The sequence below is a fragment of the Microbacterium sp. NPDC056044 genome, from assembly GCF_042267145.1.
Lineage (GTDB): Bacteria > Actinomycetota > Actinomycetes > Actinomycetales > Microbacteriaceae > Microbacterium.
Genome location: NZ_JBHJWZ010000001.1, coordinates 26,737 through 41,162, shown reverse-complemented (window position 1 = coordinate 41,162; position 14,426 = coordinate 26,737). Strand labels below are relative to the sequence as shown.

At 69.0% G+C, this 14,426-nt stretch carries 8 protein-coding genes; 2 read left to right on the top strand and 6 right to left on the bottom strand.

Annotated features, from left to right (window positions below):
• Positions 1–80: 80 nt before the first annotated feature.
• Positions 81–1,241, top strand: a complete 1,161-nt coding sequence (locus ACFC1I_RS00180; protein ID WP_376005651.1) for a sensor histidine kinase — start codon at positions 81–83, stop codon at positions 1,239–1,241.
• Entirely contained in the window at positions 1,238–1,897 is a 660-nt protein-coding gene (locus tag ACFC1I_RS00175; RefSeq protein ID WP_376005650.1) for a response regulator, read from the top strand. Before ACFC1I_RS00180 ends, ACFC1I_RS00175 begins: the two co-directional genes overlap by 4 nt.
• A 219-nt stretch (positions 1,898–2,116) precedes the next feature.
• On the opposite strand, the gene ACFC1I_RS00170 is transcribed toward ACFC1I_RS00175, so the two are convergent.
• From ACFC1I_RS00170 to ACFC1I_RS00145, 6 genes are all read right to left on the bottom strand, one after another.
• Positions 2,117–2,869, bottom strand: a complete 753-nt coding sequence (locus ACFC1I_RS00170) for an enoyl-CoA hydratase/isomerase family protein (RefSeq protein ID WP_376005649.1) — start codon at positions 2,867–2,869, stop codon at positions 2,117–2,119.
• Positions 2,866–4,068, bottom strand: coding sequence for a CaiB/BaiF CoA transferase family protein (locus ACFC1I_RS00165; protein WP_376005647.1), 1,203 nt, complete (start codon positions 4,066–4,068; stop codon positions 2,866–2,868). Before ACFC1I_RS00165 ends, ACFC1I_RS00170 begins: the two co-directional genes overlap by 4 nt.
• A 176-nt stretch (positions 4,069–4,244) precedes the next feature.
• Entirely contained in the window at positions 4,245–6,872 is a 2,628-nt protein-coding gene (locus tag ACFC1I_RS00160; RefSeq protein ID WP_376005646.1) for a family 78 glycoside hydrolase catalytic domain, read from the bottom strand.
• Between the two features lie 19 nt (positions 6,873–6,891).
• Positions 6,892–7,776 carry an alpha/beta hydrolase fold domain-containing protein gene (locus ACFC1I_RS00155; RefSeq protein ID WP_376005645.1) on the bottom strand — a complete coding sequence of 295 codons (885 nt, stop codon included), beginning with the start codon at positions 7,774–7,776 and terminating at the stop codon, positions 6,892–6,894.
• A 166-nt stretch (positions 7,777–7,942) separates the two neighbouring features.
• The gene (locus tag ACFC1I_RS00150) at positions 7,943–12,988 is read right to left on the bottom strand and encodes a family 78 glycoside hydrolase catalytic domain (RefSeq protein WP_376005643.1); all 5,046 of its coding nucleotides are present in this window, start codon (positions 12,986–12,988) and stop codon (positions 7,943–7,945) included.
• A gap of 26 nt (positions 12,989–13,014) precedes the next feature.
• Positions 13,015–14,352 carry an MFS transporter gene (locus ACFC1I_RS00145; protein ID WP_376005641.1) on the bottom strand — a complete coding sequence of 446 codons (1,338 nt, stop codon included), beginning with the start codon at positions 14,350–14,352 and terminating at the stop codon, positions 13,015–13,017.
• Positions 14,353–14,426: the final 74 nt, after the last annotated feature.

Below are 14,426 nucleotides of genomic sequence, written 5' to 3'. Positions count from 1 at the left end.
GACCCAGCGACGGCCACCGGGGCCCCTTCACCCGGGCGGGCTGCGCGCCTGGGGCCGCACGCGATGGGAGAATCATGCGCATGATCGCCTCACCACGGATGCTGCGCCGCACCGCCGGTCTCGGCAAGTGGGAGCTGCTGCTCGATGCGGCGGCGGCGATCGCGGCCGGCGTGGAGCTCGTGCGCATCGTGAGCACCGGCGCCTGGGTGAGCCTTCCGGTCCTGCTGCTCGCCGGCGCCGCGGTGGTGCTCCGTCGACGGATGCCGGTGCCCGCTGCCGCGGCAGCGATCGTCGCCAGCGGCATCGTGCTCTTCGAGCCCGCCGCCGCCGTGCCGATCTGGGTGCTCGCCGAGGTCGTGCTGTTCACGCTGGCGCTGCGCAGCCCGCGGCCCCTCGTGCTCGCCGCCGGCGCGATCCATGCCGTGCTCCTCTATGTCGGCGCCGTGGTCGTGTTCGATGTGCCGCCCTACGAGCCGGTGGCCCTGATCCTTCCGGTGTGGACCGCCGCGGTGATCGCCTCGGGTCTGGCGCTCCGCTCCAACGACGACTACGTCCGCGCCCTCGAGGAGCAGGCGCGGTCGGCGGTCGCGTTCCGCGACAGCGAGGTGCAGCGTCACGTCGGCGCCGAGCGGCTGCGGATCGCGCGCGACCTGCACGACTCGGTCGCCCACACCGTGTCGATCATCTCTGTGCACGCGGGTGCCGCCGAGCGCTTCCTGGAGCGCGACCCCGAGCGCGCGCGCCGCTCGCTTCAGCAGGTCCGTTCGTCGGCCCGCGCCGTGATCGACGAGCTGCAGGACATCCTCACGGTGCTGCGCGGCCAGGACGCTGTCGACGCCGCCGAGGCCGTCCCCGGCATCGAATCGCTCGACGCGCTCGTCGCGACCGCCCGCACGGCCGGCGCAGCCGTGACGCTGCAGAACTCGGCGCCGGCCGACGCCGATCGGTCGGTCAGCGTCGCCGTCTACCGCATCGTGCAGGAGTCGCTGACCAATGCCCGCAAGCACGGGGACGGGCCCATCGACATCACGATCGAGCCCGGCGGAGACGAGCTGCACCTCGTCGTGACGAACCCGATCGCACCAGACCGCCCTCCGGGCGACGGCTTCGGTCTGCTCGGCATGCGCGAGCGTGCGGCGAGCGTCCACGGAACGCTGGAGACGCGCCCCGACGGGACGCGGTTCGTCGTCACGGCGGCGCTCCCCCTCCACCCCCACCAGCGTGAGGAGGCGCGCGCATGACCACCGTCGTGCTCGTCGACGATCAGGCGATGATCCGTGCCGGTCTGCGCAGCGTGCTGGAGTCGGCCGACATCGAGATCGTCGGCGAGGCGGCCGACGGCGGCGCGGCACTCCCGCTCCTGCGTGCCACGGCCCCGCAGGTGGTGCTGATGGATCTGCGGATGCCGGGGGTCGACGGCGTCGAAGCCACACGGCGCATCCGCGCCGACGCCGCACTCGGCGCCGTGCGCATCCTCATCCTCACGACCTTCGACGGCGACGCCGAGGTCGTCGCCGCCCTCAGCGCGGGAGCCGACGGCTTCCTCAGCAAGTCCGCCGAGCCGGAGGACCTGATCGACGCCGTGCTGCGCACCGCCGCGGGCGAGTCGAGTCTGTCGCCGCGCGCCTCACGGGCTGTGGTCTCGCATCTGGCGAAGGGCGCAGCATCCGTCGATCCGGATCCGGAGCTCGCCGCACGCGTCGCCACGCTCACGCCCCGGGAGCGCGATCTCGTCATCGCCGCGGCCGCCGGCGACGACAACGCGACGATCGCGAAGCGGCTGTTCATCTCGCCGCTCACCGTGAAGACGCACCTGAACCGCGCGATGATGAAGCTCGACGCGCGCGATCGCGGGCAACTCGTCGCGATCGCGTACCGCAGCGGCCTCGTGGGCTGATCGGGCATCAGCTCTCACGGGGGCGCTCCGCGCGGATCGCGTCACGGAACGCCTGCAGCTGATACGGAGTAGGTCGATCGGCCGTCGGCCGGCTCGAAGCGGCGCCACCGTGGGCTGCGCACGGCGATCCCGCCGCGCATGAGAGGGGAGGCATGACAACGGACGCGAGATGGCGACCGAGGCCGGACCGCCGGTATCTCCTCATTCGGGCGAGGAGCCCTACCCACGTGGCCGGTGAAGAAAGGCGAGCACGCGAGCACGCTGTTCGGGATCGTCACGTGCCACCCGCTCCCAGCGCTGGGTTGCTGCAAGCGGCGTTTCATCGTCCGGACCGAGCCGATCGATGAACTCCTTGGCCGCAGCCTGGCTGATCGGCGCAAGGATCGCCAGCTTCGCCGCGAGCGCGTCAGCCGCGTGGTCTAGGTCGCCGGCAGGATGGACCCAGTCGACGATACCCGCGGCCCGCGCGTCGTCTGCCGAGAACACCTCGGCAGCCAACAGCAGTCGCTTGGCCACCGCAGGACCGCCGAGATCGGCAAGGCGCCGCACCGACGTTGCCGGGTAGACGACGCCGAATCGTGCTGGAGTCACCGCGAGGACGACATCGGCGGATGCGAGGCGGAAATCGCAGGCGCACGCGATCATCGCCCCGCCGCCGACGCATTGGCCGCGCAACACGGCCACAGTGGGAGTGCTCGCGTGCATCAGCGCCGCTTCCGCCTCCGTGGTGAGAATCGAAGGATCCACACGCTGGCCGTTCTCCCAGGCCGCGACAAGATCCACGCCGGTGGAGAAGTCTCCACCGTCACCACGAATCTCGATCACCTTCACCGCGTCGTCGTTGTCCGCACGCTTCACCTGCTGGGCCAGACCTGCCCACATCTCGGCGTCGAGGGCATTCTTGCGCGCGGGGTTGCTCAGTGTGATCCGGGCCGTCGGCCCGACTCGATCCACGAGGATGCGGCCGGTCACCCCGCTTCCCCCACGGCTCCGCGCTTGACCAGCGCATCCACCTCGACCTCGCTCCGCCCGAGTTCGATAAGGATCTCGCGGCTGGACTCGCCAAGGCGCGGCGGGTAAGCCGCGATAGGCAGCCTCTCGCCGCGGAGTCTGAAGGGCGCCGCGAGCAGCGGCCGGGGGTCCATGCCGTCGGGCGTGGGCAGCTGACGCACGAGTTCGAGGGCCGCGACCTGCTCCTGTGCAAGCGCATCGGTTACCCCGAGCACGGGACCAGCGGGGATGCCGGCCGCTGTCAGCCGCACCACCCACTGCTCGACTGTCGCACCGGCGAGCCGCGCCTCGATCTCCACCGTGAGCGCCTCACGGTGCGCGACCCGATCTGCGGGCGTCGCGAACTCCCGGATGCCAAGCAACTCTTCCGCCCCCAGGACTTCGCACAGCCATCGCCAATGCCGCTGACTGCTGGCGGCGAGAACGATCTCTCCGTCGGCGGCCCGGTACGCACCGTACGGCTGGATGGTCGGATGCATGTTGCCTTGCGGTTCGGGATCCTCCCCTGTCCGCAGACCCTTCTGCGCCTGAAAAACAAGCGAGTACAACGCCGTCTCGAGGAGCGATGTCTCAACCGTCGTGCCGTCTTCGTCGCGGGCGATCAGTGCCGCAAGGACGCCGATCACAGAGACCAGACCCGTCATGAAGTCGACAACAGGAACCCCGACTCGATACGTTTCCGCTGCGGAGGCGCCAGTGACGGACATGAGTCCGGACATCGCCTGGGCGATCTGATCGAGCCCCGGTGCATTGCTCAGCGGCCCGACCGAACCGAAACCCGTGACGCTCGTGACGACCAGCCGAGGGTTCGCCGCCTTCAACGAAGTCGCGTCGAGGCCCATCGCGCTCATGACACCAGGCCGGAAGCTCTCGATCAGAACGTCGGAGCTGCGCACGAGATCGACCAGGATGCCACGGGCGGCCTTGTCACGAAAGTCCAGCGCGAGCGCGCGTTTACCGTGATTGACCGAGGCGAAGTAGAGGCTCTCGTCGCCATCGTGCGGCCCCCAGGCCCTGGAGGGATCACCGTCGATCGGCTCGACTTTCGTCACCTCGGCGCCAAGGTCGGAGAGGAGGGTGGCACAGAGAGGTCCAGCGAGCGCCCGAGAGAGATCGAGTACACGTACGCCGACCAATGGACCTGGGCGCTCTCTAGACATCTTCTTTCTCCTTCACCGCCATCGTCGATTCTTGATCACATATCATTTCCATACCGGATGCGTCTGTCAAACGACCGACCTCTCAAGTCCCCCTTTCCGTTGGCGAAGGCCGACGTTCCCCAGCGATGTCCCGCGGCGCCTGGATGTTCGCGCTGAGCGCGACTTTCAGGGCGTCGTCACAGCTTGGAGAGTCTCCTGCGTAACTCCCGGACGTGCTCCGGTGGGATCGATCCGGCTGCCATCTCCAGAACGGTGTTCAGAGGGATGGGTCTCGCCATGGCGATCATGGGGCTGTCGGCCACACCGGGCATGACCTGATCGAAAACCCGGCGTGAGGCGGGTTCTTCCAGCAGTTCGCCGAGGGTGGTGACATCAGGGTCGATCCGGCCCCAGTCGAGCGACTCCTCTGGTGACGCGGCGGGCGCCGCATCGCGTGAAGCGCGCAGATCCGGGTACGGCGTGCGAGCAGCCGACGCGGGCGCAGCGAATGTCCACGTACTGCGACCCCCGGTCACTTCATGCGTCTCGCCATCTGCCAAGTGCACGATGCCGGTTACACCGTCCGGGATCTCGATGGTGAGGACAAACTTCTCCCCCTCGCGCTGCCAGCGGCTACTCACGGTGCCGTGACGGGTTTCGAGCGATCCTTCTGCCCATGTCAGGCGCTCGTCGAGGTGCGGGCGGATGTCGACCTTGGTGTAGCCCGGTTCGGCCGGGCTGATGCCGGCGATGTACTCGTGGAGGAAGGTGATGACCGCGCCTTTGGAGTAGTGGTTGAGCGATTCGTGGGGATTCCCTTCCGCGTCGATGCCCGACCAGGACTCCCAGACCGTCGTGGCGCCGCGGTCGAGCATCACGAGCCATCCGGGTTCATCGCTCTGGAACAGCAGGTTGTAGGCCACATCGGCGTAGCCGTGTTCTGCGAGGACGGGGAGCAGCATCCCTGTCGAGAGGAATCCGGTGCCCAGGCGCGTGCCGTTCTCTTCGATCAGCCGCACGAGGTGGTCCGCCGCCGCGGCAGTCAGCTCCGCGGGAATGAGGCGGAAGGCGAGACCGCGTGCGTAGTTCGCCTGGGTGGGCACGGCGAGGGTACCGTCGGGGTGAAGGAACTCGGTGCGCCACGCATCGATGACGTTCCCCGCGAGCCGGGCATAGTTCTCCGCGGCGGCGCCGTCGCCGATCACCCGGGCGGCGTCGGCGGTGAGCTGTGCGGAGTGAGCGAGATAAGCGGTTGCGACGATGGCGGGATCGCCCTGCGGGTTGAAGGACACGCCGGGTTCCAGCCATTCGCCCCAGTGCCAGCCGGTGTCCCAGAGGTATCGCTCGTGCGGTGCGGGCTCAGGGTCTGCGGCGATGCGAGCGGGGTGCCGGCCGTCGGCTGCCGCATCGGCGGCGTAGTCCACCCAGCGGCGCATCATGGCGGCGGTCTCGGTCAGGATGCTCGGGTCGCCATAGGCGCGGTAAAGCTCCGACGGGACGATCGTCGCGGCGTCACCCCATCCGGCAGAGCCGTCGAAGGAGATCGAGATGACCGGGTCAGTCTCGATGCCGCAATCCGGGGCGACATTCGTGATCTTGCCGTCGGCGTGCTGGTCGTCCGCCAGCGAGGTCAGCCACTTGCCGGCGAACCCGGTGATGTCGTCGAGGAACGCGGCGCTGCGGGCGAAGATCTGGAAGTCGCCGGTGTAGCCCCATCGTTCCCGTTGCGGGCAGTCGGTCGGGATGTCGAGGGTGTTCGCTCGCCAACTGGCAACCGCGATACGGTGCAGCTCGTTCAGCCGAGGGTCGCTGCAGGAGAACGTTCCGGTGTGGCGGAGGTCGGATCGCACCTGATGCGCGGTGATGTCTTCCGCGGTCAGGTCCTCCTCGAGCCCGTCGACGGCGACATAGCGGAAGCCGTGGCTGGTGTGCCGGGGTTCGAAGACGTCGGTCCGTTCCCCACGGGAGATGACGGTGTCGCGCTGTCCGACCGGCAGCTTCGGCAGGCCGGGCGCGACGGTGATGTCCAGGTGCCGGAGTGTGAGGTCCCCGTCGTGATCGAGGGCTTCCCCGTGAGCGAGGTGGACGGTGGTCCCGGTCGGGCCGAGCCGGGAGAGACGGACCCAGCCGTTAAGGATCTGCCCGAAGTCGACGATCTGCCGGCCAGACGGGAGACGCGCGATAGATGCGGGAGTGAAGCTCTCGGCCTTGCGCACCGGCGGTGCCACCGACCACACCAACCGGCCCTCGTCGCGTGTCAGCGGATCCTCCGCAGCCACGACGGGCTGCCACTCGGTGGCGCCGAGACGACGCAGGTCGATGGTCTGTCCGTCCATCAGGTCAGCCTGGATGATCGCCCCGACGCCCGTCTCCCAGGTGCCGTCAGTGACAACCGTCGTGACGCCTTCCATCGCCTCGATCGAAAGAGCGGCGACCACAGCGGTATGCGTGCCGAAGCTGTCGGGCACCCGGTGCGCGCCGACGCGCCCGCGGAACCAGCCGTCACTGAGGACGATGAGCAGTTCGTTGTCACCTTCGAGCGTCGATGCGGTCAGATCGTACTGCTGAACCTGGAGAGTCTTGCGGTAGCTGGTGATCCCGGGAGTGAGCTCGAAGTCGCCGACGCGTTGTCCGTTGAGGAATGCTTCATAGACGCCGTGCGCGGTGACGGTCAGCGTTACACTTCTCGCTGCACCAGCCACGGTGAACGTGCGCCGGAACTCGTAGGCGGGGCGCTGGCCGGCCGCCGGCGTTGCTTCGGGCGTGGTGATCCACGTCGCCCCGGCGAGGGCTGCGGCCGGTGACGTCTTCTGGAGCAATGGCATGGATGTCGTCCTTTCGTGATCAGGATCGCAAGACACGCACGACTTCATCGTGCACGCGCCGCGCTTCCGGCGTTGCCGAGCCGCTGAGGCCCACTGCGTGATTGGCGTCGGGAGCGTAGGTGAATGTGCCGGTGTTGCCGGCTCGTTTGAGGAGCCGGTAGGCGTCGAGCGCCTGGGGTAGCAGGAGATCCCGACCGCCTGACACGATGTGCACCGGCGGCAGCCCCTCGAATGGGCCGTGAATCGGGCTGATGGCAGGGTCGGAGGTCGGCAGCTCCGCTGCCCAAGCTCGACCCCATTGCCGGAGCTCGACGGGGTCGAGGATGGCGTCCCATTCCTCCAGTACGTCAGCTGCAGGGTGCGCGAGTTCGACGTCCAGCCATGGGCTCAGGAGGATGGCGGCGCGGACGCCCTCCGTGCGCCGTTGCAGCACGCTCAGCGCAAGGCCGGCGCCTGCGGAGTCTCCAGCGAGGAACACCTCCCCTGGCCCTCGCTGTGCGATCGTATCTGCGAGCACTCGGGCGACGAACTCCTGGGCGCGACGAGCGTCACCGGAGGGAGCGACCTCGTAGAGCGGTACAACGGCGTCGATCTCGGCGGCGGCCGCGTACTGGGCGACGGCTTTCCAGTGTGCCGTCGAGATCGGATGCGCGTATCCGCCGCCGGCGAGGAAGATGACCGCGCGTCCGAGCGGAGCGTTGCGACGACGGAGGGTGACGACTGGCGAACCGGCCACCCGCGCTTCGATGATGTGGAACCGCTTCTGCATCGATGGCGGTACTGCGGCGGGGATGGGTGGTCCCTGGGTGCGGCGGCGCGAGATCTCGGCGGAAACGTCCGATCTGCCGGCTCGCGCGATGAAGCGCTTGACGATGGCATCCATCGCCAGTGCTCGGATTGACATGGAATTCTCCTGGTGCTGTGCCGGCGGCGAAGGCACCGTCGTCGGAGAGGAAGGTGCCGATGCACGCGGTGACGTCAGTCGGAATGACGAACTCTCCCACAGGTGTGAGCTCGCATGGAGATGCAGAGGGTCATGCTGAGTCGGTGGGCGTGGCAGCGCAGGGCGCTCAGTGCGCGAGGCTCAGTGTGACGAGTCGATCGAGCGCTTCGTCGGAGATCTCGACGCCGGGGAATCGGGCGAACTGTGCCATCGGCATGGACTCGACCATCTTGAGCATGTTGCCGTTGCCCTCCGCGGCGGTCAACTGCTCCGGGGTGGCATTCGCCATCATGGCCTGCATGAGCGCCGGCCCGACGGTCGGGTGGCCGAACCAATCGCCGACGGTCGAGTCCAGGCTCAGCGGCTCCGGTCGATCTGTGTCGCCTTCCAACTCGACTGGGGCAGAGGCGGTGATGTCGGCGGAGGATCGACCGATCTCTACGCCGTACGTTCCCGGCTGCACGCGCCAGCGGTCCTTGACGGTGTCCCAGTAGGCGAACGCCCGACGCTCCAGCGCCAGCTCCACGGTGCGCGCTTCGCCAGGCTCCAGCTGCACCTTCTGGAACGAGGCGAGCTCGCGGACCGGGCGACGGACCGGGGAGTCGGCAGGAGAGGCATAGACCTGGACGACGTCGGCCCCGGCGACTGCGCCGGCGTTGCGGACGGTGACTCGCACGGTCGCGCTGTCGGGTCCGGTGGTGACGACCTCGAGCGCCTCGTGGACGAAGGTCGTGTACGACAGGCCGTGGCCGAAGGGGTAGCGCACGGGCTGCTCGGCGGACGCGTAGTACCGGTAGCCGACGAAGACGCCTTCGCCGTATCGGACGATCTCGTTCTCACCCGGGAAGTTCAGGAACGAGGGGGTGTCTTCCAGGCGATGCGGGATGGATTCGGCAAGCCGGCCGGAGGGGTTCACCGCGCCGGTGAGAACGTCGGCGAGCGCGCCGCCGACGGCCTGTCCGAGCGCCCAGCCTTCGACGATCGCGTCGACGCGGTCGTGCCACGGCTCCAGCGTGACCACGCCGCCGTTGGACAGGACGACCACCGTACGGCCGGCCCGCCCGGCCACCGCGTCGATCAACGCGACATGTTCGGCGGGGAGATCGATGGTGATGCGGTCGAAGCCCTCGGACTGGTCCTTCTCGGAGAGTCCGACGAACACGACCGCGACGTCCGCGGCGGCCGCCGCATCGGCGGCATCCGCGCGCAGCTGTACAGCATCCCCCTCACCGTAACCCGGGGCGTACGAGATGCTGTGGTCGCCGAGCGCGGCGCGCAGCTCATCGAGCGGGATGTCGAGCCGCGTCGGGTTGACGTGCGAGCTGCCGCCGCCCTGGTACTGCGGCTCGACGGCGAGCTCGCCGAGCACGGCGACCTTCTGCCCCGCCCGCAGCGGGAGTGTCTGGTTCTCGTTGCGCAGCAGCACGATGGCGGCTGCCGCCGCCCGGCGCGCCAGCGCGTGGTGAGCCGCCCGGTCGAACGTCGACGGCTCCTCGGGCAGACGCGTGCGCTCGACCAGCGCTGCGACCCTGGCGGCCGCCTGTTCGACGACGGCACGGTCGAGTCGGCCTTCGCGCACCGCCTGGAGGATCGCGTCGGTGCCCTCGTCACCGGTCCCGGGCATCTCGAGGTCCAAACCTGCCTGCAGCGCGTCGACGCGATCCTTGATGGCGCCCCAGTCCGACACGACGAGACCGTCGAAGCCCCACTCGTCGCGCAGGAGCTCGGTGAGCAGCCACCGATTCTCCGAGGCGAAGACCCCGTTGATCGCGTTGTACGCGCTCATCACTGACGTGGGGGCCGCCTCCTTCACAACCCGCTCGAAGGCGGGCAGGTAGATCTCGCGCAGTGCGCGCGGGTCGACCTCGGCGCTGACGCGCATCCGGTCGGTCTCCTGGTTGTTCGCGGCGAAGTGCTTCACCGATGTGCCCACGCCGGTGGACTGCACGCCGCGGACGTACTCCGTCGCGAGGATGCCGGTGAGCAGCGGGTCCTCGGAGAGGTACTCGAAGGTGCGGCCGCCGAGGGGGGATCGTTTGATGTTGATCGCCGGGCCCAGGATCATGTTCACGTTCAGCGCACGGGCCTCTTCACCGAGCGCGACCCCGACCTCACGCATCAGCGTCGGGTCCCAGGTGGAGCCCATCGCCACGCCGGGCGGGAAGCAGGTGGAGGGCAGCGAGTCGTTGAATCCCAGATTGTCGGCGGTGCCGTCCTGACGTCGCACGCCGTGCGGGCCGTCGACCATCACCATCGACGCCACTCCGGCGCTGTCGCGGGTGGACCAGAAGTCGCGGCCGGACAGCAGCGCGGCCGTCTGCTGCAGGGCGGTGTCGTCCACCGCCGGCTGCGGGACGGTGTAGATGTCGGCCGGGATCTCGTCGCCTGTGTTGAGGGCGGCGAAGCCTCGTTCGAGGTCGGCGAGCACGCCGGCGGGATCGGGCAACATGCCGGTGATCTGTCGCGGTGTGACGTCGTCCTGGCCGCGCAGGCCGCCGGACATGTGCTCGGCGGCGCCCGGCACCCACTTGGCGATGACGCCGGTCAGCACCTCGAGCGCGGGCTTGTGGTCGACGATGTCGGCCATGCGCGAGTCGACCGTGAACGTGCGCACGACTTGCTGGTCCACCTCGAACGGCTCGATCCAGTCGTGCGTGCCGGCCGACACCTCCAGCGTCCGGCCGGAGGGGAGCACGACCTCGGCGGTGACACCGACCGGCACGGTCGCGAAGATCCGTGCCTGGCCGTCGGTCAGCACCCACCCCGCCTCCGCTGCACCGTAGGGCGTCTCGAGCTTGGCGGAGGCGGACGTCAGCCCGCGCTTCGGAGGCTGCGGGGCCACGCGGATGCGGCGGTATCCCGGGGCTGCGGCCGCGAGACCCGCCACCACACGGTGCATCCAGTCCGCGACGGCGCCGAAGGCGTAGTGATTGAACGAGGTCATGCCGCTGGGATTGACCGTCCCATCGGGCAGCAGCGAGTCCCATCGCTCCCAGATGGTAGTGGCGCCCTGTTCGACCGTGTACAGCCAGGACGGGGCTTCGGTCTGCAGCAGCAGCCGATAGGCGACGTCGGCGTGGCCGTTGGCGCTGAGGGCGTCGGTGATGATCGGGGTGCCGATGAACCCGGTCGCGATCTTGTAGCCGTTGCCGGCCACGATCTCCGCGAGCCGGTCGGCGGCGCGCTGCCGCTGATCGGCGTCGTCAAGCAGATCGAACGTCAGCGCGAGGGCGTACGCGGTGGCCGAGTCGGAGAGCAGCCGCCCGGAGCCCGAGACGTACTCGCGGACGAACGCCCGCTGCACCTCGTCGGCCAGCGCGCCGTACCTGCGGGCTTCTGCTGTGCGGCCGAGCAGCGCGGCAGCCTCGGCCACGATGCGCGAGGAGCGCGCGAAGTACGCGGTGGCGACGATCTCGGGGTAGGTCTGCGCCTGTTCGGGGCGGTTGGCCGGTGCGGTCGGATCGAGCCAGTCGCCGAACTGGAACCCGGCACTCCACACCCGGTCTGCGCCGGCCGCCGCCGTGACCTCGTCGACCCACGCGACCATACTGTCGAACTGGGCCTCGAGCACACCGAGGTCGCCGTACGCCTGGTAGATCGTCCACGGCACCACGGTGGCGGCATCCGCCCACCCAGCTGTCGGGCCGGTATAACCGGTGACGATCGCGGGCACCACCATCGGCGTGCCGCCGTACTTCCTCTGCTCTGCGGCGAGGTCCTTGAGCCACGAGACCAGGAACCCGGCGGAGTCGAAGAGGTACGTGGCGGTGGGGGCGAATACCTGCAGGTCTCCCGTCCAGCCGAGTCGCTCGTCGCGCTGCGGGCAGTCGGTGGGGATGTCGAGGAAGTTGCCCTTCATCCCCCACACCACGTTCTCGTGCAGCCGGTCGACCAGCGCGTTGTCGGTTTCGAACCAGCCGGTGCGGTGCATGTCGGAGTGCATCACCTCCGCCGTGACTGCCGCGGGGTCGAACTCGCCGGGCCATCCGGTGACCTCGGCGTACCGGAAGCCGTGGAAGGTGAAGCGCGGCGCCCACGTCTCCTCGCCCGCTCCGGCGAGCGTGTAGGTATCGGTTGCTTTCGCCCCGCGCAGCGGCTCGATGGCGAGCTCGCCGTGGTCGAGCACCTCCGCGTGCCGGAGGGTGACAGTGGTCCCCGCGTCGCCCGAGACGGTGATCCGCAGCCGGCCGACCAGGTTCTGTCCGAAGTCGAGGATCGTGGCGCCCGACGGGGACGTCAGCACGTTCTGCACGGCACGGTTCTCCACGACCCGCACCGGCGGGCCGTCTGGGGCGACCAGCTCGACGTCGCCGAGTTCGCGCACCGCGACCGGCGTCCACCCCTGCGCCGCAGCATCCGTCGTCGACCATGCCGGGTCGAGGTCCCGGGCGTCGAAGTCCTCGCCGTTGTAGAGGTCGGCGGAACGGATCGGGCCGGTCCCGGCGACCCAGTCCGGGCCAGAGGCGACAGTCTGGCGGGTGCCGTCGGCATACTCGATCTCGAGCTGCATGAGCACTGCGAGGTGGGAGCCGTAGAGTGCCTTCTTGTCACCCCAGCCGAGATATCCCCGCCACCACCCGTCGCCCAGCCAGGCGCCGATGACGTTCTCGCCGGTGGTGACCCGGTCGGTGACGTCGTAGGCGGTGTAGCGCAGCCGGGACTCGTACGCGGTCCAGCCGGGGGCGAGCTCGTCATCACCGACCCGCCGGCCGTTGAGCTCGAGCTGGAACAGCCCATGACCCGTGGCGTAGACCCGCGCGCGCACGACCTCGCTGTGCCCGGCTGCGGTGAAGGAGCCGCGCACCAGCGGAGCCGCGATCGCGGAATCGGACGGTCCGACCAGCTGGGCGGTCCAGTCGGCTGCCTCCAGCAGGCCCGCCTCGACCGGTGCCCAGTCGCTCCACACGCTCGTGAACCCATCGGCGCCGTGCACGCGCACCCGGATCTCCCGGCGCTCTCGCGAGCGGAGCGCGTCGAACGGCCACGGCACCAGCACGGACTCGCCACTGTCGACGCGGACGCTCTCCCCGCCGCGCTGCTCGACCTCGTAGGCGGCCTGCGACCAGCCGTTCGGGGCATCCGTCGTGACCCACGACAGACGAGGGCGGGCATCGCCGATGCCGAATGCTTGGCGGTGGTGCTCGAAGCGGACAGGGGTGACGGTGAACGACATCTGCGAGGTGCTTTCTGCGGGACGGGTCAGCGGACGGAGCGGATGCGGAGCACGACGGCGCCCGCGAGGATCACCGAGACGGCGGCGACGATGAACAGCAGCGTGTAGTTGCGCTCATCCCCGGTGACGCCGATGAGCAGGATCCCCGACGCCACCAGCGGAGCGATGGACTGCGGGATGGACGTGGCGAACCCGGTGATGCCCATGAACCGGCCGGCGTCGGTCTCGCGCTCCGGCAGCACATCCAGCAGCAGCGCCTGGTCGACCGCGGCGAACAGCCCCAGCCCGACCGACGTGACCAGCGACCCGGTGATGAGGAAGGTGATGTCGGGGGCGAACGCCTGCAGCAGCATCCCGGCCGCCATGATCAGACCGCCCAGCAGCACGAACAGGCGGCGTCGCTTGAGACGGTCGGACAGGAACCCTCCGCCGATGGCGCCCAGCGTCACCGCGAGGATGCCACCGAGGCTCAGCGTCGCGATGATGCCGGCGACGGACTCGACTGCGATACCCAAACGGTCGGCGAAGAAGTACGCCGTGTAGGTCGTGTTCAGCGTGATGCCGGTGTAGAAGAGGAAGCGGCCGAGCCAGTTCCACGAGAAGTCGGGGTGCTTGCGCGGGTTGTAGAGGTACTTCGCCAGCAGCTGGAGGACGGTGATGGGGTCCTTGGGCAGTGCCCGACTGTCGTCCTCGTGGACGAGGGCGACGAACAGCACGACGAACAGCACTCCCACAGCACCGGGAACGAGGAAGAGCAGGAGCGGGTCGCCGGTGAAGAACTGGGCGAGGATGACACCGAAGACGGGCGCGATCTGGGTCGCGAAGCTCGTGAGGCCGGCGACCTTGCCGCGCTGCGACTCCGGCAGGCGGTCGGCGGTGGAGATCTGCAGGTTGCTGAGCGTGGTGCCCCAGCCCCACTGCGCGAGGATCCAGCCCAGCCCGACGATGAAGACGTTGGGGGCGAGTGCCATCACGATGAGCGAGAGCACGCCCACGAGCATTCCGCCGATCATGAAGGGCCTGCGGCGCCCGACCCGGGTGCGGGTACGGTCGCTCCAGATGCCCATGAACGGCGAGGTCAGCATCACGAACAGCGCGCCGGCGCCGGTGATGAAACCCAGGTACTCGGGGTGGCCCGGGGCCAGTGTGTTGACCCGGATGGTGAGCGAGATCGCCAGCGGGGTGATGAAGGCCATGAAGACGCCGAACTGCGCCAGCACCATGAACCAGATGTAGCGGGAGCCCACCTTCGGCAGCTCGGGAGCCGGATGCGCCGCTTCGTCGAGTTCCACCGCGTTCACCGACGGAGCGGGAAGGGATGCCGGAAGCGGGGTGATGAGCGGTTCGTCGTTGCTCGGGGTCATCGTGAAGACTCCATTGTCGGGCTGATTGCTAGCACGTGCTAGCGAGGTACCTGGATGCTACGGTAGATCACTAG

Excerpts from the sequence above, each read along its gene's own strand:
- ACFC1I_RS00160 (WP_376005646.1), bottom strand. The coding sequence starts at position 6,872 with ATGCCATTGCTCCAGAAGACGTCACCGGCCGCAGCCCTCGCCGGGGCG.
- ACFC1I_RS00165 (WP_376005647.1), bottom strand. The coding sequence starts at position 4,068 with ATGTCTAGAGAGCGCCCAGGTCCATTGGTCGGCGTACGTGTACTCGAT.
- ACFC1I_RS00150 (WP_376005643.1), bottom strand. The coding sequence starts at position 12,988 with ATGTCGTTCACCGTCACCCCTGTCCGCTTCGAGCACCACCGCCAAGCA.
- ACFC1I_RS00145 (WP_376005641.1), bottom strand. The coding sequence starts at position 14,352 with ATGACCCCGAGCAACGACGAACCGCTCATCACCCCGCTTCCGGCATCC.
- ACFC1I_RS00155 (WP_376005645.1), bottom strand. The coding sequence starts at position 7,776 with ATGTCAATCCGAGCACTGGCGATGGATGCCATCGTCAAGCGCTTCATC.
- ACFC1I_RS00175 (WP_376005650.1), top strand. The coding sequence starts at position 1,238 with ATGACCACCGTCGTGCTCGTCGACGATCAGGCGATGATCCGTGCCGGT.
- ACFC1I_RS00180 (WP_376005651.1), top strand. The coding sequence starts at position 81 with ATGATCGCCTCACCACGGATGCTGCGCCGCACCGCCGGTCTCGGCAAG.